The organism is Aurantimonas coralicida DSM 14790 (genome assembly GCF_000421645.1).
GTDB lineage: Bacteria > Pseudomonadota > Alphaproteobacteria > Rhizobiales > Rhizobiaceae > Aurantimonas > Aurantimonas coralicida.
Map to the genome: position 1 here is coordinate 215,655 of NZ_ATXK01000003.1, position 20,063 is coordinate 235,717.

Genomic DNA, 20,063 nt, shown 5'->3' on the forward strand with positions numbered 1-20,063 from the left:
CCCTTGATGAAACTCAACGCATGAGATTGGGCAGCCAGAGGCTGATGGCGGGGAACAGCACGAAGATGATGAGCATCACGAACTGCACCATGACGAAGGGCACCACGCTGCGGACGATCTCCTCGATCTTCAGCATCGGGGCCACCGCCTTGAGCGTGTAGAGGTTGAGGCCGACCGGCGGCGTGACAACCGCGATCTCCAAATTCATCACCAGGATGATGCCGAACCACAAAGGGTCGTAGCCGAGCGTCGTGATCAGCGGCAGCAGGATCGGCGTGGTGACGACGATCAGCGACACCGCATCGACCAGCATGCCGAGGCCGACAAGGGCCAGCATGATCAGGACGAGGATGACCTCCGGCGGCAACTCGGTGCCGATCAGAAGGCCGGTGATCGCGTCGGGCACCCGCACGAGATTGAGATAGTCGCCGAAGATCCGGGCGCAGCCCATGATCAGCAGGATCGCGCCGGAGATGCGGGCGCTGGAGCCCAGCACCTTCATCGTGCCGCGGACGTCGACACTGCGGAAGATGACGGCGGCGATCAGGAAGGCGCCGACGGCGCCGAAGGCCGCGGCCTCCGAAGGGGTGGCGACGCCGGTGTAGATCGTGCCGAGGACGACGACGATCAGCAGGATGGCGTGCCAGATGCCGCCGATGGCGCGCAGGCGGTCACCCCAGCTGTATTCCACATGTGCCTGGCGCGGCGCTTCCGCCGGATTGAGCAGCACCCGGAAATAGAGATAGACCGAAAGTGCCACGGCGAGGGAGATGCCCGGCACGATGCCGCCGATGAACAGGTCGGCCACCGAGACGCCGGAGACCGCGCCGTAGATGATCAGCGGCACGCTGGGCGGGATCAGCATGGCCAGCGCCCCGGCGCTGACGACGCTGCCGGCGGCGATCGAGCGGCTGTAGCCGCGCGCCAGCATTTCCGGCACGGCGATGGAGCCGACCGCCGCGACGCCGGCGATGGAGACGCCGGAGACCGCGCCGAAGACGGCCGACGCGCCGACGGTGGCGATCGCCAGTCCGCCGCGCAGCCATTGCAGCCAGACGACGGCGGCGTGGAAGAGGTTCTTGCCGACGGGCGTCGCCGCAAGGAAATTGCCCATCAGCACGAAGAGCGGCAGCGCCAGCAATTCAAAGCTGTTGAGCTGGCCGAACAGCGAGGTCGGGCCAAAGAAGAAGGCCATCGACCCGCGCGCCATGTAGAGGCCCGTGAGGCCGGCAGCGCCCAGCGCGAGAAAGATCGGCGCCCCGATGGCGATCATCGCCAGGAGGATGACGACGACGATGATGGGCTCGATCATCGCGGCGCCACCATGCCATGCGCGGCGGGTTGCCGCGTGCGCTCTGCACCAGAGGCCGACCGGCGGCCGGCATCAGCCTTCGTCGCGCGCATCCGCAATTCGAGTGGCAATGACATTCCTCCCACTGGCCGGTTCGCGCGACGCCCGGCTCCCTGCCGCGTCGCGCGTCCGGTCGCGTTCCCTAGATGATTTCGGCAGCTTCCAGCGCGTCGATCCGCGCGTCGTCGTAGTCCAGCCATTCGCGCAGCACGGGCCGGGTGTGTTCGCCGAGCTTCGGCCCGGTCCGCTCGACGGCGCCGGGCGAGGCGGAAAGGCGCGGGAAGACATTCTGCATGGCGGTCGCTCCCAGCGTCTCGTCCTCGACCCGCACGATCGATTCCCGCGCGATGAAGTGCGGGTCCTCCAGCATGTCGTGGGCGCGATAGGTCAGGCCGGCCGGGACGCCGGCCTCGGCGAGGAGCTCGACCAGCGGATGCGCCTCCTGCGTCTGCGTCCATTCGCCGATGATCGCGTCGATTTCCGCCTGGTTGCGGCCGCGCGCCTGGTGATTGGAGAAACGCGAGTCGTCGGCGAGCTCCGGCTGGCCCATCAGGGCCGTCAGCCGGCGGAACAGGCTGTCCTGATTGGCGCCGATGATGATCGTGTCGCCGTCCTTGGTGGGATAGGCGTTGGACGGCGCGATGCCCGGCAGGAAGCTGCCGGAGCGCTCGCGCACATGGCCGCCGCGGTCGTATTCGGTGACGACGCTCTCCATCACCGACAGGACGGCCTCGTAGATCGAGGCGTCGACCATCTGGCCTTCACCGGTGACATTGCGGTGCTGCAGCGCCAGGAGCGCGCCCTGGAAGCCGCTCTGGCCGGCCAGCGTGTCGCCGATCGACAGGCCGATGCGCACCGGCGGGCGGTCGGGGTAGCCGCCGATGTAGCGCATGCCGCCCATCGCCTCGCAGACGGCGGCGAAGCCGGCGCGGTTGCTGTAGGGGCCGGTCTGGCCGAAGCCGGTGATGCGGACCATGATCAGGCGCGGATTGATCGCCTTCAGCGTCTCGTAGTCGAGGCCCCAGGCCTCCATGCGTCCGGCACGGAAATTCTCGACGATGATGTCGGTCGACGCGACGAGTTCGCGGACCAGTTCCTGCGCTTCCGGCTTGCGCAGGTCGAGCGTCAACGACTTCTTGTTGCGGGCGATCACCGGCCACCACAGCGGATGGCCCTCGGCATCGGTGCGGCCCCACTGGCGCATGGCGTCGCCGACGCGCGGCGGCTCGATCTTCACGACCTCGGCGCCGAAATCCGCCAGCAGCTGCCCGCAGAAGGGACCGGCGATAAGCTGGCCCATTTCGAGCACACGGATTCCGTCTAGCGCTTTCATCGATCCTCCCGGGCATGTCCTCCACGGCCGCGTCCCACCGCGGCCGTCGCCAGCCCGAACCGAGCTTGCGCCGGCACGCTATCGCTATTGTATCCAATGCGTCAATCTTGCACTGCACCCAAGGCGCGGCCGGCGCGGCCCGACAAGCCGGAAAGTGGCGCGTTCGGCCGGGGACCGGCTAGCGCGTCGGTGGCGATGTCTCGGGGGCTTCCGGGATCGTATCGCGCACCGTCGTCAGGGCCGTGCGCGTTGCCAGCATGTGCGAGCGCATCACCGCGGTGGCCCAGTCGCTGTCGCCGGCGGTCAGCGCGTCGATGAGGACGCGGTGCTCGGCGAGGGAGCGTCGGATGTCGGGGCTGCCGAAACTGCCATAGGTGTGGATCAGGAGGCCGATCCCCATCAGGCGCAGGGCGGCTTCCTCCAGCGTGCTGTTGCCGCTCGCCGCAGCGATCACCTGGTGGAACTCCTGGTTGAGCCGGGACAGCCGCTCGATCTGGCCGCGATCGGCGACGATCCGCTCCATTTCCTCGGCCAGATGCGTCAGCCGGGCAAGGTCGGCCTCGCTGCGCCGGGTCGCCGCAAGGCCGGCGGCCGTGCCTTCGAGCAGAGCGCGGACGCCGTAGATCTCGGCGAGTTCGGCCTGCGAGCGGGTTTTGATCAGCGCCCCGATCCGCGGGATCATGTCGACGAAGCCGTCGCTGGCGAGCTTGTGCAGGGCGGCCCGGACCGGGGTGCGGCTCACCTCGTAGCGCTCGGCCAGCATTTCCTCTGTCAGCCGCGATCCGGGCGGATGCTGGCCGCGGATGATGTCGGCCCGCACGTCCTCATAGACGCGGTCGACGGTCCGCTGCTTGGCATTGCGATGGCGACTTCCGGTCATGGCCGGTCCCGAGGCTCCATGGGCATGATTGGATACAATCGAAACGGGTTGCGGAAAGCAACTGCCGATCGTGCGCGGCACCGACGGCGTCGGAATCGTGCCGGTTCAGCGGTTCTCGCGCCACCAGATGTAGAGACCGCTGGCGACCAGGATCACGGTGCCGAGGATCATCGGCGGTTGCAACGGGTCGCCGAACAGAACCACGCTGAGGATGCTGGCGACCAGCACCTGCGAATAGAGGAAGGGCGACAGCAGCGAGGCCGGGGCGTGGGAGAAGGCCGTGACGAGGGTGAAATGGCCGATCGATCCGGCAACGCCGCTGAGGACCAGAAGGGCCAGCGTTGCCGGGGTCGGCGTCTCCCAGAAGGGGATGATGACGAGGGTCAGGATGACCGCACCGGCCGCCGTCGTGTTGAACTGCGTCGAGGCGGCGTCCTCGGTGCCGGCGAGGCGGCGGGTCATCAACAGGTAGCAGGCGTTGAAGCCCGATGCCGCCAGGGCGAAGCCCAGCGCCGGTTCGATGCCGGCAAAGCCCGGCCGCAGGATCAGCAGCATGCCGCAGAAGCCGGCGATGATCGCGCCGATCCGGTGGATGCCGATGCTCTCCTTCAGGACGATGACCGACAGGATGGTCACGACGATCGGGGTGAAGAACAGGACGGCCGTCGCATCGGCCAGCGGCACGCGGGCAAGGGCGTTGTACATGCAGATCGTCGCCGCCAGGAGGAGCATGCCGCGCACGAGCTGCAGATAGGGGTGGCGGGCCTTCAGGAAGCCGGTGCCGGTGGTGGCGCCGAGATAGCTGCCGAGGATCAGCGTCTGGAAGAAATAGCGGCCCCAGATCACCTGCAGCACCGGCACCAGCGTCGTCAGATGCTTGCCGAGGGAATCCATGCCCGCGAAGACGCTGCCGGCAAGGACCGTCAACAGGATGCCGGTCAGGAGAGAACTGAAGGATTTCACGGGATCGACGCCTTTGCTAAGCGTTGCTTACTGGAAAGCCGCGGCGCTGAAAAGCCGATCGGCTCGGCTTAAGGGTCGACATCCGGGATAATCGGTCCAGCCCTGCGCCACCCTCGTGGCAGCCATGTCGCCGGAGGCCAGCGCGCGGCGACGGCGTCGCTGGACTTCCCCGTCGCACCCTTCTAGGCCACCGGGCATCAGGCGGTGATGTCATGCAGACGAATGTTTCAGAACGGTCCGGCGCGCAAACGCTGCCGCTGCCCGGGGCCGATGGCCGTGGGCCGGTGCAGTCGTGGCTGCGCCACGCCGTCGCGACGGTCGTTCTGGCGGTGCCGCTGATCGGCGCGCAGCTGGCGCAGATGACCATGAACGTCACCGACACGGTGATGATCGGCTGGCTCGGCGCCACCGAGCTGGCGGCCGGCGTCCTGGCCACCCAGACCTTCTTCATCGTCTTCATCTTCGGGGCCGGCTTCGCCCAGGCGGTGCTGCCGCTGGCGGCCGGCGCCGAGGGCCGCGGCGACGTGCACGACGTGCGCCGCTCGATCCGCATGGGTCTGTGGGTGCTGATGCTCTACAGCGCGCTCGTCATGCTGCCGCTCTGGTACACCGAGGCGATCCTGGTGGCGCTCGGCCAGGACCCGGAGATCTCGGCCCTCGCCGGGGCCTATATGCGCGTTGCCCAATGGTCGATGTTTCCGGCGCTGCTGGTCCTGGGACTGCGATCCTACCTGACCGTCGTCAACCGCGCCTATCTCGTCTTGGCGGTGATCCTCGTCGGCGCCGTGGTCAATGCCGGGCTGAACTATCTCCTGATCTTCGGCCATTTCGGCGCGCCGGCGCTCGGCATCGTCGGGGCGGCGGTGGCGACGCTCGGCAGCAATCTCCTGATGACCGGCCTGCTGGTCGCCTATACGGCGCTGGCGCCGAGCCTGCGCCGCTACGAGCTCTACGCCCGCTTCTGGCGGGCGGACTGGCCGGACTTTTTCGAGGTGCTGCGGCTTGGCTGGCCGATCGGCGCGACGATCATCGCCGAGGTCGGGCTGTTCGTCGCCTCCTCGATCATGATGGGCTGGCTCGGCACCATTCCGCTGGCCGCCCATGGCATCGCGCTGCAGATCGCCTCCATCGCCTTCATGGTGCCCCTCGGCCTGTCGAGCGCCGCAACGGTGCGGGTCGGGCTCGCCTTCGGGCGCGGCGACCGCCGCGATCTCGACCGGGCATCGGCAGTGGCGCTGGGCATCGGCACGCTGATCTCGATCGGCGGCGCATGCCTGTTCTGGTTCTGGCCGCAGGAACTGATCGGGCTCTATCTCGATCGGGACAACGCCAACGCCGAGGCGGTTCTGGCCTATGGCGTGCCGCTGCTGGTGGTCGCTGCGCTTTTCCAGATCGCCGATGCGCTGCAGGTCGTGGCCGCCGGCATCCTGCGCGGCGTGAAGGATACCCGCACGCCGATGCTGATCGCGCTGTTCAGCTATTGGCTGGTCGGCATGCCGGTGGCCTATGTCCTCGCCTTCATGGTGGGGTGGGGCGGCGTCGGCCTGTGGTGGGGGCTGGCCTTCGGGCTGTCCACCGCGGCGCTGTTGCTCAATGCCCGCTTCCTGCTGCGCGAGCGTTACGGTCTGCTCGACGCCTGACCGGCCCCGTCAACGGCGGCTCAGTCGCCGTTCTGCCGCCGCAGCAAGGTGGAGGAGACGGTCGAGCGCGGCCCGTGCAGGAACACCCAGGCCGGCGGCCGACGCAGGGGCAGGGCCCTGGCCGCCGTCTCCGGCAGGCGGAAGCGGGACAGCACCTGCGGCGTGACCGCCGAGAGGACGGAGAGGGTCGAGCCGGGCCGGTCGACCACGGCGATCGGCAGGCTGGTCGCGATCTCCTGCCAGTCCTGCCAGCGATGGAAGCTGGCGAGGCTGTCGGCGCCCATGATCCAGACGAAATGCACGCCCGGATGGCGCCGCCGCAGCAAGGCGACCGTATCGGCCGAATAGCGGATGCGATGGCGCGCCTCGAAGGCGGTGGGCACCGAATGGGGGCCCGGCGCCAGCGCCCGGACCGCGGCGAGGCGTTCGCCGATTGGCCGCAGCTTGCCGTGATCCTTCAGCGGATTGCCCGGCGTCACCATCCACCAGACCTTATCGAGCCCGAGCCGCCGGCGGGCCGTCTCGGCGACCAGCAGATGGCCTTCATGCGGCGGGTTGAACGAGCCGCCGAACAGGCCGATCCGCATGCCGGGCTGCGCCGGTGGCATGGCCAGCGCCGCCGCATCGACGCCCTTGAGGGCGGCGGCGGCGGTATCGCCCAGCCTCACGGGCGCGTCTGGCCGTTGCCGCGGACGCGATAGTTGAAGCTGGTCAACTGCTCGACGCCGACCGGACCGCGCGCATGCATCTTGCCGGTGGCGATGCCGATCTCCGCGCCCATGCCGAACTCGCCGCCGTCGGCGAACTGGGTCGAGGCGTTGTGGAGCAGGATCGCCGAATCGATGCCGGCGAAGAAGGTCTCCGCCGTGGCCGCGTCGTCGGTCACGATCGCTTCGGTGTGATGCGAGGAATGGCTCTCGATATGATCGATCGCGCCCGCAACGCCGTCGACCAGCGCGACGGAGATGATGGCGTCGAGATATTCGGTGACGAAGTCCGCGTCGCTGGCCGGCTCGGCGGTCGGGTAGCGCTGGCGCACCTCGTCGGTCGCGCGGATCTCGCAGCCGGCCTCGCGCAGCGCTTCCATCAGCGGCAGCAGATGCGTGTCCGCGGCGGCGCGGTCGATCAGCAGCGTTTCGGCGGACCCGCAGATGCCGGTGCGGCGCATCTTGGAATTGACGACGATGTCCCGCGCCATGTCGAGATTGGCCGCCCGGTCGACATATACGTGGCAGAGCCCTTCGAGATGGGCGAAGACCGGCACCCGCGCCTCGTCCTGCACGCGGGCGACCAGCGAACGGCCGCCACGCGGCACGATGACGTCGATGGCCCCGTCGAGGCCGCGCAGCATGGCGCCGACGGCGGCGCGGTCGGTGGACGGGACGATCTGGATCGCGTCCTCGGGCAGGCCGGCGGCGGTGAGCCCGGCGACCATGGCGGCGTGGATCGCGGCCGAGGAGCGGACCGAATCCGAGCCGCCGCGCAGGATCACCGCATTGCCGGATTTCAGGCAGAGCGCCCCGGCATCGGCGGTCACGTTCGGCCGGCTCTCGTAGATGACGCCGATGACGCCGAGCGGCGTGCGCACGCGCTCGATCGCCAAGCCGTTCGGCCGGTCCCAGGCGGTGACGGTCGCGCCGACCGGGTCGGGCAGGGCGGCGATGGCGCGCAGGCCGTCGGCCATTGCGGTGATGCGGTCGGGCGTCAGCGTCAGCCGGTCGACGAAGGAGGCGGCCATGCCGGCCTCCGCCGCGCGGTCGAGATCCGCGGCATTCTCGGCGAGGATGGTGTCGGTGGAGGCGGCCAGCGCATCGGCCATCGCCAGAAGCGCTGCGTTCTTCGTCTCCGTCGGCGCCAGGGCGAGGCGGCGCGCCGCGGCGCGGGCCCGCTTGCCGATGGCGTCCATCAGCGTGTCGATCGATCCGGTCTCGGTGCTATCACGCATGGGTGTGGTCTCCGAAATCTGTACTGCGTCGCGGCAAGGGGCAGGCCCTCTCGCCTTGCCTTCGCGCCGTCTGTCTCAGGCTGAGGTGAGCTGCTGTCCCGGCGTCTCCGCCGCGCCCGGATCGACGGCGAGGTCGTCACGATGGATCATCGCCGCGCGGCCCTCATAGCCCAGCGCCGCGCCGATCTCGGAGGAGCGCAGGCCGGCGACCAGCCGTGCCTCGTCGGAATCATAGGCGATCAGACCACGGGCGATCTCGCGGCGGGCATTGTCGTACACCGCCACCGTGTCGCCCCTGCGAAACTCGCCCTCGACCTTGCTGACGCCAGCCGGCAGCAGGCTGCGGCCGGCGACCAGCGCCTTGACGGCGCCGGCATCGACGAACAGGCGACCGGTGGCATGGAGCTGCCCGGCGATCCAGCGCTTGCGGGCGCCGACCGGCGTATCGACGGCGCGAAACAGCGTGGCGCGCTCGCCGGTCTCGATGGCCGACAGGGGATAGAGCCGGTTGCCCGCCGTGATGATCATGGCGGTGCCGGAGCCGGTCGCGATCCGCGCGGCGTCGATCTTGGTCTTCATGCCGCCGCGCGACAGTTCCGAACCGGCGGAGCCCGCCATCGCCTCGATCTGCGGCGTGATCTGATCGACCAGCGGAATGTGCTCGGCGTTCGGGTCGAGATGCGGCGGCGCCGTGTAGAGCCCGTCGACATCCGAGAGGAGAACCAGCATGTCGGCGTCGATCATCGTGGCGACCCGGGCGGCCAGCCGGTCATTGTCGCCGTAGCGGATCTCGGAGGTGGCGACGGTGTCGTTCTCGTTGATGACCGGCACGGCCTTGAGGGCCAGCAGCGTCGCGATGGTGGCGCGTGCGTTGAGATAGCGCCGCCGCTCTTCGGTGTCGCCGAGGGTCAAGAGGATCTGCCCGGTCTCGATGCCGTGGCGGCCGAGGATCTCCAGATAGGTGCGCGACAGGGCGATCTGGCCCACCGAGGCGGCGGCCTGGCTCTCCTCCAGCCGCAGCGGACCGCGCGGCATCTTCAGGATCTTGCGGCCGAGCGCGATGGCGCCCGACGACACGACGAGAATTTCCCGGCCCTCGCCGACGAGGCGCGCAATGTCCTCGCCCAGCGATTCCAGCCAGGTCCGCTTCAGTCCGCGTTCGCGGTCCACGAGCAGCGACGAACCGATCTTGATGACGATCCGCCGGTAGCCGTGGAGGGGATTGCTCATCACTCCGCGTCCTTCTTCTCGGCCTCTTCCGCCTCGGCGCGTTCGGCCGCGGCCACGGCAAAGCGGTCGGGCTCTTCCTCTTCCGTGGGGGCGAGGCGGCTGATGCGGCTCTTCAGCTCGCGCAGCGCCTCGGTCATGCCCTCGCGGCTGACCGCCGACAGGGCGAGCGGCGCGTAGCCAATAGCCTCCTGCAGCTCCGCCAGCTTCTCCTCGCGCGCCTCCGGCGTCAGCGTGTCGACCTTCGACAGGGCGACGAGCTCGGGCTTGTCCGCAAGGCCGTGCTCATAGGCTTCGAGCTCGCGCCGCACCGTGCGGTAGGCGCCGGCGACGTCGTCCTCGCTGGACGAGACGAGATGCAGCAGCACGCTGGTGCGCTCGACATGGCCGAGGAAGCGGTCGCCGATGCCGACGCCCTCATGGGCGCCCTCGATCAGGCCCGGAATGTCGGCGATGACGAATTCCGCCTCGTCGACCTCGGCGACACCGAGACCGGGATGCAGCGTGGTGAAGGGGTAGTCGGCGATCTTCGGCCGGGCGCGCGTCACCGAAGCGAGGAAGGTCGACTTGCCGGCATTGGGCAGGCCGACGAGGCCGACATCGGCGATCAGCTTCAGCCGCAGCCAGATCGTCAGCTCCTCGCCCTCCTGGCCGGGATTGGCGCGCCGCGGCGCCTGGTTCACCGAGGTCTTGAAATAGGCGTTGCCGAAGCCGCCATTGCCGCCGGCGGCAATGCAGTGACGCTCGCCGATATCGGTCAGGTCGAACAGCAGCGTCTCGTTGTCCTCGGCGAAGATCTGGGTGCCGGCCGGCACCTTCAGCGTGATGTCCGAGCCCTTGCCGCCATTGCGGTTGCGGCCCATGCCGTGGCCGCCGGTCTTGGCCTTGAAATGCTGCTGGTAGCGATAGTCGATCAGCGTGTTGAGGCCGGCAACCGCCTCCACCCAGACGTCGCCGCCGCGGCCGCCATCGCCGCCGTCCGGCCCGCCGAACTCGATGTATTTCTCGCGGCGGAACGACACCGAGCCGGCACCGCCGTCACCGGATCGGACATAGACCTTGGCCTGGTCGAGGAATTTCATCTCTGTGCTCTCCTGAGCATGCGGTCGGTATGGCGGACGGCCCCTTCTAGCGGGCCGGTCAGGACTTGTGAACGGATCGCCGGCCAAGAGGCGGGCGATCCGGAAGGTTCATGTTGGCGGACCCGGTCGGCCCGGGCCGTCAGTGGGCGTCGAGCGCAGCCTTGTCCTTGGCGAAGACCACGTCGGACGTGGCCAGCGGTACGCCGAATTTCGACACGCTGACTTGGTTGGCGACCGTCCCGTCCGACTGTCGCGTCATGCGGTGGCGAAAGTGCAGCAGCGTGTCGCCGCCACCCGGCGCGTAGCCGTCATAGTCGAGAACGACACCGTTCGGCGCCAGCCTGCCGGCAACGGCCACCGGCGGCGACAATTCGCCGTCGCCGCCCTCGGTCCGCACCGTGCCGGCGTAGAGGCCGGGGCCGGTCATGCCGAGGTCCCAGCGCTGCAGCCGGTCGCCGTCGGGAAAGCTGAACTGCTCGTCGAGAAGCAGCCGCCCATCCTGGCGCGTGCCGGAAAAGCGCGCGGTGAAGTCCTCGGTGAAGAACAGCGCCGTGGTGACCGACCCCTTCGAATAGGACGCCCCCGCGAAGAACTCCTCCAGCGCCAGGCCGTCGGCGACGGACGCGGGGGGCACGTCGGCAGGATCGTCGCCGCAGGCCGCAAGTCCGGCCAGCAGCAGCGCCCCGGCGAGGGCGCCACCGATCCTGCGCGCAACGATCATCCGGCGGCTCATGCCCGACCCCATGCCTTGAGCGACGTCCAGCACCGCCGGTCCATGACGAAATGCTCGCTGGCCACGCGCCCGGAACTGATCGTGTCGATGAGGCCGCTGCCGGTGAAGTGGAAGCCGCATTTGCGGATCACCCGGCGCGACGCCTCGTTGACGACGCGGCAATCGACGGCGATGGCGTCGGCCTTCAGCGCGGCGAATCCGAAATCGATCACGGCCTGCGCTGCCTCGGTGGCAAAACCCTTGCCCCAGAAACGGCGGCCGACCCAGTAACCGATGTCGAGCCGGCCGGGCACGCTCTCCGGCTTCAGGCTGCAGCAGCCGACGAGGTCGCCGCCATCCTTCAGGCAGAGCGCAAAGACCGTTTCCGGTGCATGGTCGCTGATGAAGGCGCGGGCATCGGCCAGACCGTAGGGATGCGGCACGCGGGCCAGCATCCGGGCGATCTCGCGGTCGTTGATCAGCTTCGCCAGCGCGCCGGCATCGTCCATCGTCAGCGGCCGCAACAGCAGCCTGCGGGTCTCGATCGTCTCGCCGTCCCGTTCGACGGTCGTGTCCTCAAGCATCGCATCGTTCCTTCCAGACGCGAAAAGGGGAGATGGCGGTCCATCTCCCCTGTCGTGCTCTGAAGGTCCGATCGTTCGGAGGGTTCAGAGTGCCGGGTCGGTGGAACGCCGGCGCTCTGAAGCTCCGGTCACTCGGCGGCTTCGGCTTTCGGCATGACGGCCACGTAGGTGCGACCGTTCGCCTTGTGCTGGAACGCCACGTTGCCTTCGGCCTTCGCGAAGAGGGTATGGTCCTTGCCCATGCCGACATTGGCACCCGGATGCCAGCGCGTGCCGCGCTGACGGATCAGGATGTTGCCCGGAATGACGGACTCGCCACCGAACTTCTTGACGCCAAGGCGTTTGGACTCCGAATCGCGACCGTTGCGCGAAGAGCCGCCTGCTTTTTTATGTGCCATCGTAGGTCTCCTTGCCTGTCAGGGCTCGCGGGGGATATGGCCCCGGAATTACTGCTTCGCCAGTTCGCCGGCCTGGGCGCGCCAGTCTTCGATCTGCGCGGCGCTGAACGGCATGTTCGCGTCGATACGGGCAACGTCCTCGTCGGACAGGGCCGCGATCTGGGCATAGGTGGTGATGCCCTGCTCGTTGAGCTGCTTCTCGGCGACCGGGCCGATGCCCTTGATCTTGGTCAGCTTGTCCTGCTCGCCGCTGGTCGGGGCGGTGAACATCGGCACGTCCGGCGTGGCGTCGGTCGTCTCGGCGGACGGCTTGGGCGCAGCAACCTTGGCCGGCTTCGGCGCGGCGGCGGTCTGCGACGGGGCCTTGCCGTCGGTCAGGATCTCGGCGATGCGGATCATCGTCAGGTCCTGACGGTGGCCACGGGTACGCTTGGAGTTCTGGCGACGACGCTTCTTGAAGGAGATCACCTTCTTGCCGCGGGTCTGCTCGACGATCTCGGCCGTGACGGCAGCGCCCTGAACGAACGGCGCACCGATGGTCGAACCGACCATCAGGACCTCGTTGAAGGTCACGAGATCACCGGCGGCGCCCGGGAGACGCTCGATGGTGAACTTGTCGTTGGGGACAACGCGGTACTGCTTGCCACCGGTCTTAATGACTGCGAACATTTTAGCTCCGTTCGTTCGATCGGTTCTCGTGTCCCGCGGGACCCGGACCGTCTTCTTGTCAGTCGGTTACTGAATGGGCGAAAACAAACAGGCGCGGCAGTGCCACGCCCAGAATTGCGATTTGTGACTAGCGGCAAGGCCGCGCAAGGTCAAGCCTTCCGGCCGTCAAACCGGGTCCGGGGCGCTGAAGGTTCCCCAGCGTCGAGTGCAAGCGCCTCGCGGCGGGCCCCGGCGGGCTAGAGCTTGCCGGCCTGCCGGCGCAGCAGTTCCAGCGCCTGCCGGTCGGTGCGGTCGCGGTGCAGCTGATGCAGGCGCCCGGCTTCCTCGCTGTCGCGGTCGAGAATCGCCTGGACGATCTGCCGGTGTTCCTGGTCGGACTGGACCGGCTTGATGCGCAGCGGGATGATCGCCATGCGGGCCCGGTACTGCTGTTCCCAATATTGCCGCAGGGTCGCCTGCAGGCGGGAATTGCCGCACAGCGAGACGATGTCCGAATGGAAGGCATCGTCGAATTGCGACCAGCGCTCGATGTCGTCGCTGCGCGTCGCCTTCTCCATCTGGTCCATCAGCGATTTCAGCCGTTCGCTCTCGCTCGGCTCCAGTCCGCGCACGGCGGCAAGGCGCGCGGCCTGCACCTCCAGCGCCGAGAAGACCTCGTAGATTTCCGCCAGATCGTCGAGCGACTGGGCACGGACGGTGACCCCGTGCCGGGGCTTCACCTCGACCAGCCCTTCCTCCTCGAGGCGGATCAGCGCTTCGCGGATCGGCGTGCGGCTGAGCGACAGGAGATTGGCGACCTCCGTCTCCAGGAGCGTGGTGCCGGGCGGCAGCCGACCCTCCAGGATCCGGTACTTCAGCTCGTGATAGGCCCGCTCGCGTGCCGCCATCTTGGCGACGCCCTGCATGCTCGGCCGGGGGCGCGAGCCGCTGGCGGGAGGACGGCGATGGGGTGCGTTCGTCGCATCCTGTTTCGTCAGTGCCGGCCTCCCTTGTTCATCTGCCGGGGATCCTTCTCCCGGTCGTATTCGTCAGCTCTTCGAGCCGTCGGGCGTTGCGACCCCGTTCAGCTCGAAGACGATGTCGGACAGCATCGGCAGATAGTCGCTGCCGCGCCCGATCGCCTCGGCCGTGGCGAGGCCGTTCTTTACCGACGCCGAAACATGCGTGGCAATACCGCTTTGGTCGGCCATCGACACCACGTAGCGCATGTCCTTGTGGGCGTTGCGGATCGTGAACTTGTGGGCATCGCGGTCGCGGTCGACCACGTATTTCATGAAGGTCTGGTAGAACCCCGAATCCATCCGGCCGCCGCTGATCACGCCGTGGAAGGTCTTGGCGTCGATGCCGTTCTTGGCGCCGATCGCCAGCGCTTCGGAATAGAGCGCCGCATAGCCGAGCGAGACGAAGTTGTTGAGGAGCTTCATCGTGTGCCCGGCGCCGATGTCGCCGACCCGCACGATCTTGCCGGCCCAGGTTTCCAGAAGCGTCTTCACCCGCTCGAAATCGGCCTCGGACGCGCCGACCATGGTGTCGAGCGTGCCCTCCCAGGCTTCCTTCGGCGTGCGCGACAGCGGCGCGTCGATCAGCGTCACGCCGGCCTCGCTGCAGCGTTCGGCCAGCGCCCGCGTCGAGACGGGATTGGCGGTCGAGCAATCGATAATCGTCCTGCAGGCGCCGTTCGCGGCGAGGATCTCGCCGACGACGGCTTCCACCTGCGGACTGCCTGGCAGGCAGAGGAAGATGATCTCGGCGGCCTTCGCGACGCCGACGACGCTGTCGGCCTCGCTGGCGCCGCGGGACTTCAGATCCTCGATCGGCTCGCGATTGCGATGGGCGAGGACGGTCAGCGTGTAGCCGGCCTCGACGATGTTCTTGGCCATGCCGTGGCCCATCAGGCCGACGCCGATGAAGCCGATGCTGGGACGGTTCGTCATGTACACTCCTGGTCGAATGCCGGGGACGCTGCGCGGCGGTCAGGCCGCGGCGTTGCGTGCCGCTTCGTCGGCGATATGGGCGCGGATGATGTCCGCGAAATTGTCGTCGGCGACGAAGCCGACCTCGGACGCCCGCGAGGCGTCGAAATCACGCGGCCAGCCGGCGACGATCTTCTCGATGGTGGCGTCCGGCTCGCGGCGGATAAGGGCGACGGCCTCGTCGCCGGCAACCTCGCGCAGCGCCTCGATCATCTCGCCGATGGTGATCGACAGGCCCGGCATGGTCAGGCAGCGGCGGGCGCCCAGCGTCTCGGTGTCCATCGTCGCGGCATGCAGCAGGAAGCCGACCGCAGCGGCCGGGCTGGCAACCCAGTGGCGCACGCTGTCGTCGACCGGCAGGATCGCCTCGTGGCCGGCCAGCGGCTCGCGGATGATGCCGGAGAAGAAGCCCGACGCGGCCTTGTTCGGCTTGCCGGGGCGCACGACGATGGTCGGCAGGCGAATGCCGACGCCGTCGACGAAGCCCTTGCGGCTGTAATCCGACAGCAGCAGCTCGCCGATCGCCTTCTGGGCGCCGTAGCTGGTCAGCGGGGCCGACAGGAAGGTGTCGGTGATCGGGTCCTCGAACGGCGCGCCGAAGACGGCAATGGAGGAGGTGAAGACGAGGCGCGGCCGGTAGACGCCGTCCTGCTGGCGGATCGCCTCGAGGAGATAGCGCGTGCCGTCGAGATTGATGGCGTAGCCCTTCTCGAACTCGGCCTCGGCCTCGCCGGAAACGATCGCGGCGAGATGGAAGATCATGTCGGGCCGCTTGTCGACCAGGGCGCGCACCGTCGCCTCGTCGGCGATGTTGCCGGCGCTGCACTCGATGGTGATGCCGCCAGCCTGGCTGTCGAAGGCCGGCTTGACGACGTCGAAGGCGTCGATCTCAGTGACCTTGTCGCCGAGGCGCGTGTCGTCGGCGATGATTGCCTCGATCAGCTGCCGGCCGACCATGCCGGCGGCGCCCAGTACCAGAATCCGCATCGTGTCCTCTTCCCTGTTGTCGTTCGGTGTCGTCGCTTGTGCTGCGCTCCTAGAGCGTCCAGCCGCCGTCGATCACCTGCATTGTTCCTGTCGTGAAGGTGCTCTCGTCCGAGGCGAGATAGACCGCCAGCATGGCGATCTCCGACGGCTTGCCGAGGCGGCCCATGGGCTGGCGCTCGATGAACATCGCCTTGGCCTTGTCGGTGCCGCCGATGGTCTTGCCGAGATCGGCGATCCGCTCCTCCAGCGAGGGGGATTCGATCGTGCCGGGGCAGATGGCGTTGCAGCGGATGCCCTTGCCGACGAAGTCGACCGCGACCGAGCGTGTGAGGCCCGCCACCGCGGCCTTGGTCGACATGTAGACATAGCGGTTCTGGGCGGCTTTGACCGGGCCGGCGGCCGAGCAGATGTTGACGATCGAACCGCCGCCCGCCTCGAGCATGCGCGGCAGCAGGCCGGCGATCATCCGGTGCATCGAGCGGACATTGAGATCGAAGGAGAAGTCCCAGGCCGCGTCGTCGCAGTCGAGAATGGTGCCGTGGTGAACGTAGCCGGCGCAGTTGAACAGGATGTCCGGGGTCGGCACGCCCGCGAGATACGCCTTCACCGCTTCGCCGTCGGTGACGTCCAGCGCGGCGGTATGGACCGGGCCGAAGGCGTCGAGGCCCTCCAGCTTCTCCGCGTCGCGATCGCTTGCATAGACGGTGGCGCCTTCCTTCAGGAAGGTCTCGACCACCTGGCGGCCGATCCCCTGGCCGGCCGCGGTGCAGACGGCGGTCTTGCCGTCCAGGCGTTTCGTCATGGCTCTGTCCCGTTCCTCTCGGTGCGCGAAGCGATGCGCGGCGATGGTGTGAAAAGGGCGGGCCGCGTCATGCGCGGTCCGCCCCGTCAGATCAGTGGTTGTCGCGCGGCACCGGGGCAGACTTGCCGTCGATGCCGCCCTGGGCGAGGCGCTGATACGAGATCGCCGGCTCCAGCACCGCACCGGTGGAGAGTTGCGAGACGATGCCGCGCTGGATCTCCTGCCACGGCGTCTGGTGCGCCGGGTAGGCGTAACCGCCGGCTTCCTCGAGCGCCTTGTGACGCGCGGCGAGTTCCTCGTCGGAGATCAGGATGTTGGCGGTGCCCCGGCCCAGATCGATGCGGACCATGTCGCCGGTCTTCAGGATGGCGAGACCGCCGCCGGCCGCCGCCTCGGGCGAGGCGTTGAGGATCGACGGGCTGCCCGACGTGCCGGACTGCCGGCCGTCGCCGATGCAGGGCAGGGAGTGGATGCCGCGCTTCAGGAGATAGTCGGGAGCCCGCATGTTCACGACTTCCGCCGCGCCCGGATAGCCGATCGGGCCGGCGCCGCGCATGAACAGGACCGAGCGCTCGTCCACCGCCGTCGCCGGATCGTCGATCCGGTGGTGGTAGTCCTCCGGGCCGTCGAAGACGATCGCCTTGCCCTCGAAGGCCATCGGGTCGTCGGCATTGGAGAGGTAGCGGTCGCGGAACTCCTTGGAGATCACCGACAGCTTCATGATGGCGGAGTCGAAGAGATTGCCCTTCAGGACGCGGAAGCCGGCATGGTCGATCAGCGGCCGGTCGATCGGCCGGATGACGTTCTCGTCCTCGATGATCGCGCCGCGGCAATTGTCGCCGATGGTCTTGCCGTTGGCGGTCGGGGCGTCCTCGTGGATCAGGCCCCGTTCCATCAGCTGGTTGACCACCGCCGGCACGCCGCCGGCATGGTAATAGTCTTCCGCCAGATATTCGCCGGCCGGCTGCAGATTGACCAGCAGCGGCACTTCCTCGCCATAGGTCTGCCAGTCGTCGATGGTCAGCTCGACGCCGAGGTGACGGGCGAGGCCGTTCAGATGGATCGGCGCGTTGGTCGAGCCGCCGATGGCCGAATTGACGCGGATCGCGTTGATAAACGCGTCCTTGGTCATGATGTCGGTCGGCTTCAGGTCCTCATGGACCATCTCGACGATGCGCTTGCCGGTCAGATAGGCGACCTCCTGGCGGTCGCGGTAGGGGGCGGGGATGGCCGCCGAGCCTGGCAGCTGCATGCCCAGCGCCTCGGCCAGCGAGTTCATCGTCGAGGCCGTGCCCATGGTGTTGCAATAGCCCGTCGACGGCGCCGAGGAGGCGACCAGCTTGACGAAGCCGGCATAGTCGATCTCGCCGGCGGCCATCATCTCGCGGGCCTTCCAGACGATCGTGCCCGAACCGGTGCGCTCGCCGCGGAACCAGCCGTTCAGCATCGGGCCGACCGACAGCGCGATCGACGGCAGGTTGACGGTGGCCGCGCCCATCAGCATGGCGGGTGTGGTCTTGTCGCAGCCGATGGTCAACACGACGCCGTCGAGCGGATAGCCGTAGAGCACCTCGACGAGGCCGAGATAGGCAAGGTTGCGGTCGAGGCCTGCGGTCGGGCGCTTGCCGGTCTCCTGGATCGGATGGACTGGGAACTCGAGCGCGATGCCGCCGGCCTCGCGAATGCCCTCGCGCACCCGCTTGGCGAGTTCGAGATGATGGCGGTTGCAGGGGCTGAGATCGGAGCCGGTCTGGGCGATGCCGATGATCGGCTTGCCCGACTGCAGCTCTTCCTGGCTGAGGCCGAAATTCAGATAGCGCTCGAGATACAGCGCGGTCATGTCCGGATTGGAAGGATTGTCGAACCACGCGCGCGAGCGCAGCGGGCCGGCTTTGATGTCGTTGGTCATGGGGTCTCCGGAACGTCGATCTCTGGTTGCATCCGCAGCGCGGGCAGCCTCTGACGCAATGTATACATTAACCCGGCGCCGGTTCCAACCCGTGACGCGGTATCACGCGGTGAATGAATCGGCAGCCGGGTGATTTGGGTTCTGGGTGTCAGCTGCGCGCCGGCGACTTGTAGGCGGTCATCCAGCCGAGACCGGCGTCGGTTGTCGTGCGCGGGCGGTATTCCGCGCCGACATGGCCGTCCCAGCCGAGGTCGGCCATGGCCGGCAGCAGGCGGTCATAGGCGATCTCGCCCTCGTCCGGCTCGCCGCGCGAGGGAACGGCGGCGATCTGCAGATGGCCGATCACCGGCAGATGCTGCTCGAAGCGCTTGAGGAGGTCACCCTCCATGATCTGCGCGTGATAGCAGTCGAACATGATCTTCAGATTGGGCTTGCCGACCCGCGCGATGATCTCGGCGGCCTGCGCCTGATAGGACAGGAAATAGCCCGGCGCATCGCGCTGGTTGATCGGCTCGATGAGGATCGTCATGTCGCCGGCGGCCTCGCAGGCATAGGCGAGATTGGCCTCGAACGTCGCCTGCGCGCCGTCCACACCGTGCGACTTGCCGGCCATCACGTGCACCGCGCCGGCGCCGATCGCCCTGGCATAATCGACGGCCTGGTCGATGGCGGCGCGGGCTTCCTCGACGCGGTCGGGCAGGGCGGCGAGGCCGAAATCACTCTCGCGGTCGCCGCGGCTGGTGTTGAGGCCGAGCATCTTCAGGCCGGTCTCGTCGAGGGCGGCCTTCACGGCAGCCGGATCGACCGCATAGGGGAAGTGGCACTCGACCGCGTCGAAGCCGGCGTCTCTGGCGCGCCGGATGGCGTCGGGCAGGGCAAGCTCCTGCCACAGGAATCCGAGATTGGCGGAAAAGCGGATCGTCGGCACGGCTGATCTCCAGAAGGCGCTGCGCATCCCCTGTGGATACGCAAGGCCCCGCTATGGCCCATGCGCGATCCGTACGCAAAGGGGCCGTCGCGGAAAAGGCGCGCCATGGTAAGGCGAGCGAGGCGGTTATCAGTAGCGGTCGGCGCGGATCAGATCGTCGATGCTGATCGGCTCCAGCGCGGCGCTGGTGGAACCCGCCGACCGGGACGCGGCCATGGTTGCCATGGCGGACGGCTGGGCAGCGGGGCGCCTGGGATCGTAGGGCTCGGGATTGCGGAACGGCGGGTCGCTCAGCCGGCGGGCATTCTTGCGTTTCTCGTAGAAGACGTTGCCGCCCGCTTCGACGAGGTAATGCATGTTGGTGTAGGGGAAGGTCATGCCGGCGGTGTGGAAGAACATCGCCTTCTCGACATTGCGGTGGCGGGCGCCGTTCAGCACCTTGGTGGCGGTCCGCGACGCGAGATCCTTGCCCTTTTCCATCGAGCGCGTGAGGACGCCCGGCGCGAACTGGTTCTTCTGGCCGACAACGCCGCAGACGGTCTTGGGGTAGCGGCCGCTCTCCAGACGGTTCATCACCACGGTGCCGACCGCGATCATGCCCTCTTCGCTGCTGCGGTTGGATTCGAAATACATCACCCGCGTCATGCATTCATGCGCCGTCATCGGCCGCAGGCGCGGCC

General features: G+C 68.1%; 19 protein-coding genes and 1 pseudogene. 1 reads left to right on the plus strand and 19 read right to left on the minus strand.

What is annotated here, in order from left to right; translation table 11 throughout:
• Positions 1–13: 13 nt before the first annotated feature.
• The 4 genes from H536_RS0109565 to H536_RS0109580 form a co-directional block, all read right to left on the minus strand.
• Complete coding sequence (locus H536_RS0109565) at positions 14–1,312, minus strand: TRAP transporter large permease (protein ID WP_029702989.1); 1,299 nt, start codon at positions 1,310–1,312, stop codon at positions 14–16.
• A gap of 181 nt (positions 1,313–1,493) precedes the next feature.
• Positions 1,494–2,684 carry a CaiB/BaiF CoA transferase family protein gene (locus H536_RS0109570; RefSeq protein WP_024350266.1) on the minus strand — a complete coding sequence of 397 codons (1,191 nt, stop codon included), beginning with the start codon at positions 2,682–2,684 and terminating at the stop codon, positions 1,494–1,496.
• Positions 2,685–2,862: 178 nt separating this feature from the next.
• Complete coding sequence (locus H536_RS22525; protein ID WP_024350267.1) at positions 2,863–3,564, minus strand: GntR family transcriptional regulator; 702 nt, start codon at positions 3,562–3,564, stop codon at positions 2,863–2,865.
• A 105-nt stretch (positions 3,565–3,669) separates the two neighbouring features.
• Positions 3,670–4,527: a DMT family transporter gene (locus H536_RS0109580; RefSeq protein WP_024350268.1), complete on the minus strand. Its 858-nt coding sequence runs from the start codon at positions 4,525–4,527 to the stop codon at positions 3,670–3,672.
• Positions 4,528–4,739: 212 nt separating this feature from the next.
• On the opposite strand from H536_RS0109580, the gene H536_RS0109585 reads away from it, so the two are divergent.
• Entirely contained in the window at positions 4,740–6,167 is a 1,428-nt protein-coding gene (locus H536_RS0109585) for an MATE family efflux transporter (protein ID WP_024350269.1), read from the plus strand.
• Positions 6,168–6,187: 20 nt separating this feature from the next.
• Here the strand turns inward: H536_RS0109585 and H536_RS0109590 are convergent, their stop codons facing one another.
• The 15 genes and pseudogenes from H536_RS0109590 to H536_RS0109660 form a co-directional block, all read right to left on the minus strand.
• On the minus strand, positions 6,188–6,775 hold the full coding sequence (locus tag H536_RS0109590) for a nicotinate-nucleotide adenylyltransferase (protein WP_051141569.1): 588 nt from the start codon (positions 6,773–6,775) through the stop codon (positions 6,188–6,190).
• A 56-nt stretch (positions 6,776–6,831) separates the two neighbouring features.
• Positions 6,832–8,112 carry a glutamate-5-semialdehyde dehydrogenase gene (locus H536_RS0109595; protein ID WP_024350271.1) on the minus strand — a complete coding sequence of 427 codons (1,281 nt, stop codon included), beginning with the start codon at positions 8,110–8,112 and terminating at the stop codon, positions 6,832–6,834.
• A gap of 75 nt (positions 8,113–8,187) precedes the next feature.
• The gene (proB, locus tag H536_RS0109600) at positions 8,188–9,342 is read right to left on the minus strand and encodes a glutamate 5-kinase (protein ID WP_024350272.1); all 1,155 of its coding nucleotides are present in this window, start codon (positions 9,340–9,342) and stop codon (positions 8,188–8,190) included.
• The gene (gene obgE / locus H536_RS0109605) at positions 9,342–10,421 is read right to left on the minus strand and encodes a GTPase ObgE (protein WP_024350273.1); all 1,080 of its coding nucleotides are present in this window, start codon (positions 10,419–10,421) and stop codon (positions 9,342–9,344) included. The genes proB and obgE overlap by 1 nt, the downstream gene beginning before the upstream one ends.
• 139 nt (positions 10,422–10,560) lie before the next feature.
• Positions 10,561–11,142 (minus strand): DUF3833 family protein, encoded by a 582-nt coding sequence (locus H536_RS0109610; protein WP_024350274.1) that lies wholly within the window; start codon positions 11,140–11,142, stop codon positions 10,561–10,563.
• Positions 11,143–11,150: 8 nt separating this feature from the next.
• On the minus strand, positions 11,151–11,717 hold the full coding sequence (locus tag H536_RS0109615; RefSeq protein ID WP_024350275.1) for a GNAT family N-acetyltransferase: 567 nt from the start codon (positions 11,715–11,717) through the stop codon (positions 11,151–11,153).
• Positions 11,718–11,845: 128 nt separating this feature from the next.
• Positions 11,846–12,115, minus strand: coding sequence for a 50S ribosomal protein L27 (gene rpmA / locus H536_RS0109620; RefSeq protein WP_024350276.1), 270 nt, complete (start codon positions 12,113–12,115; stop codon positions 11,846–11,848).
• Positions 12,116–12,163: 48 nt separating this feature from the next.
• On the minus strand, positions 12,164–12,784 hold the full coding sequence (locus tag H536_RS0109625; protein ID WP_024350277.1) for a 50S ribosomal protein L21: 621 nt from the start codon (positions 12,782–12,784) through the stop codon (positions 12,164–12,166).
• A gap of 236 nt (positions 12,785–13,020) precedes the next feature.
• Positions 13,021–13,671 carry a GntR family transcriptional regulator gene (locus H536_RS0109630; RefSeq protein ID WP_244495407.1) on the minus strand — a complete coding sequence of 217 codons (651 nt, stop codon included), beginning with the start codon at positions 13,669–13,671 and terminating at the stop codon, positions 13,021–13,023.
• A 141-nt stretch (positions 13,672–13,812) separates the two neighbouring features.
• Positions 13,813–14,718 carry an NAD(P)-dependent oxidoreductase gene (locus H536_RS0109635; RefSeq protein ID WP_024350278.1) on the minus strand — a complete coding sequence of 302 codons (906 nt, stop codon included), beginning with the start codon at positions 14,716–14,718 and terminating at the stop codon, positions 13,813–13,815.
• A 39-nt stretch (positions 14,719–14,757) separates the two neighbouring features.
• Positions 14,758–15,744: a D-erythronate dehydrogenase gene (denD, locus tag H536_RS0109640; protein ID WP_024350279.1), complete on the minus strand. Its 987-nt coding sequence runs from the start codon at positions 15,742–15,744 to the stop codon at positions 14,758–14,760.
• Positions 15,745–15,793: 49 nt separating this feature from the next.
• Positions 15,794–16,546: an SDR family oxidoreductase gene (locus H536_RS0109645; protein ID WP_024350280.1), complete on the minus strand. Its 753-nt coding sequence runs from the start codon at positions 16,544–16,546 to the stop codon at positions 15,794–15,796.
• 91 nt (positions 16,547–16,637) lie between these two features.
• Positions 16,638–18,455 (minus strand): IlvD/Edd family dehydratase, encoded by a 1,818-nt coding sequence (locus H536_RS0109650; RefSeq protein ID WP_024350281.1) that lies wholly within the window; start codon positions 18,453–18,455, stop codon positions 16,638–16,640.
• 148 nt (positions 18,456–18,603) lie between these two features.
• Positions 18,604–19,383, minus strand: coding sequence for a hydroxypyruvate isomerase family protein (locus H536_RS0109655; protein WP_483294825.1), 780 nt, complete (start codon positions 19,381–19,383; stop codon positions 18,604–18,606).
• Positions 19,384–19,623: 240 nt separating this feature from the next.
• A pseudogene (locus H536_RS0109660) lies at positions 19,624–20,046 on the minus strand (cell wall hydrolase); the annotation flags it as partial.
• Positions 20,047–20,063: the final 17 nt, after the last annotated feature.